The sequence below is a fragment of the Celeribacter marinus genome, from assembly GCF_965656515.1.
Classification (GTDB): Bacteria; Pseudomonadota; Alphaproteobacteria; order Rhodobacterales; family Rhodobacteraceae; genus Celeribacter; species Celeribacter marinus_D.
On sequence record NZ_CBFHKW010000016.1, the window covers coordinates 8,432 to 10,246 of the forward strand.

Consider the following 1,815-nt stretch of genomic DNA (forward strand, 5'->3'; position numbering starts at 1 on the left):
TATGAACTGATGATTGAGCCTGGTATTGCTGATCTCGACAACGCGCCATCTGGTGGTTTTGCCGGATCGATCACTGCGGCCTTGTTTTTGCGCCGTTTCGTTACGCAAACGTCGCGATATGTTCATTTTGATATCTATGGCTGGAATCCGTCAGCCGCGCCTGCGCGTCCAAAAGGGGGCGCGGGGCAGGGAAGTAGGGCGCTGCTCGAAGCGTTGTCGGATTTATTTGCGCTATGAGTGACCGCCGGATTACACCCGCAAACGCGCGTGTTGCGTTGGACCGTTATGCCGACGTCGGCCAAGCGGTGGTGTCGCCCGTCGCGTTGAGTGTCTGCGTTTCGGTGGCCGATCTTCGATCCGGCCCTGGTGGAGCGCGCGACCGGCAACTTTTGCATGGCGAGACGTTTGATGTCTTGGAGGTCCATGACGGCTACGCGTTCGGGATTGCCGCGCGTGACGGTTATGTGGGCTATGTCGCACAAAGCGATTTAGGCCCTGCGGTGGAGGCGACCCATATCATTTCGGTGCGCGCCACGCATCTCTACCCGACCGACGATTTCAAATCCGAGGCTGTGACATCCTTGCCGTTTGGCAGTCGTATCCGCGTTATCGATGAGCGGCGCAAATATATGGAAGTGGAGGGCGGGCTTTTCGTGCCCAAGCCGCATATCCGCCCATTAGATCGACCGTTTTCCGACCCTGTGACCATCGCACAATTGTTGTTCGGGACACCTTATCTGTGGGGGGGGAATACCTCGTTCGGAATTGATTGTTCGGGTTTGGTGCAGGCGGGATTGTTGGCGTCCGGCGTATCGTGTCCCGGAGATAGTGATATGCAAGCCTATCTTGGTGCTGACGCGCGTGACGGCTATCGACGCGGCGATTTAATATTTTGGGACGGGCATGTCGCTATGTGTGTCGATGACGAAGTGCTCATTCACGCCAACGCCTACCATATGGCGGTGACCTACGAACCCATCTCAAAGGCGATTGCCCGTATAAAAGCGCAGGGGGATGGCGATGTCACGGCACATCGCAGGTTGTGAGCGGCATCTGTGGACTGCGGTTAGTCCACAGCGCGGATGAGCTTGCGGTCGAAATATCGCAAAACAATGCGCAAATCGTGACCGCGTTTTAGGATTTGTCCATCCATTGAGATCACGCAATACATGCCTTGGCGATTTCGAAGTCGCGGACGTTTTTCAATCCGGTAAATCGGATGTTCAGCGGTCCTTCGGAATATCGCAAACACTGCAACGTCTTTTAAGAACGACATGCCATAATCCCGCCAATCGCCCGCGGCGACGAATCGACCATAGACACCGAGAATCGCATTGAGTTCACTTTTATCGAACGCGACTTTTTCATCCGAAATTATGTGCGGAAAGGGTGTTGGGGTTTGAGCCGTCATTTAGAGAGAATGTGGTGATATTCCTTGTAAATCAAGAGAGGATGCATTGTTGATCCCGTTCGCATCAATGTCTGCCTAAATTACGCCGCAAAAAGACCCGCTGTTCATCGTTTTCGCTCCCCGATTTAGCCCGCTTTGTAGGCGAAAACTGGTGTCACGGAGCGAAACGCTTTGCCCCGGCGCCGCGGTTTAACAGCCCCCACCCAGTTCGCGTCGCCGGGGAGTTTGCTTCATACGACTAAACTAGGCCGGGATCGCTACGTGCGTCCCGGCTTTTTATTTACCTGCGTCATTAAAAGGGGTGTCCCGATCGCGGCAAATTAGGGCGCTTTGTACGCGGCCATAAACATGCGTACGGCCGAGGCGACGATACGATCTCGCTCCGCGCAATTGAAATCACATTC

At 54.7% G+C, this 1,815-nt stretch carries 2 protein-coding genes and 1 pseudogene; 2 read left to right on the forward strand and 1 reads right to left on the reverse strand.

Going from position 1 to position 1,815, the window contains the following annotated elements; translation table 11 throughout:
• Positions 1 to 237: pseudogene (locus tag ACTG34_RS05575) on the forward strand (leucyl aminopeptidase family protein); the annotation flags it as partial.
• Complete coding sequence (locus tag ACTG34_RS05580; RefSeq protein ID WP_439103995.1) at positions 234 to 1,046, forward strand: C40 family peptidase; 813 nt, start codon at positions 234 to 236, stop codon at positions 1,044 to 1,046. The pseudogene ACTG34_RS05575 and the gene ACTG34_RS05580, both read left to right, overlap by 4 nt.
• Positions 1,047 to 1,066: 20 nt before the next feature.
• Here the strand turns inward: ACTG34_RS05580 and ACTG34_RS05585 are convergent, their stop codons facing one another.
• The gene (locus ACTG34_RS05585) at positions 1,067 to 1,411 is read right to left on the reverse strand and encodes a DUF2794 domain-containing protein (protein ID WP_439103996.1); all 345 of its coding nucleotides are present in this window, start codon (positions 1,409 to 1,411) and stop codon (positions 1,067 to 1,069) included.
• Positions 1,412 to 1,815 lie beyond the last annotated feature (404 nt).

Excerpts from the sequence above, each read along its gene's own strand:
- ACTG34_RS05580 (WP_439103995.1), top strand. The coding sequence starts at position 234 with ATGAGTGACCGCCGGATTACACCCGCAAACGCGCGTGTTGCGTTGGAC.
- ACTG34_RS05585 (WP_439103996.1), bottom strand. The coding sequence starts at position 1,411 with ATGACGGCTCAAACCCCAACACCCTTTCCGCACATAATTTCGGATGAA.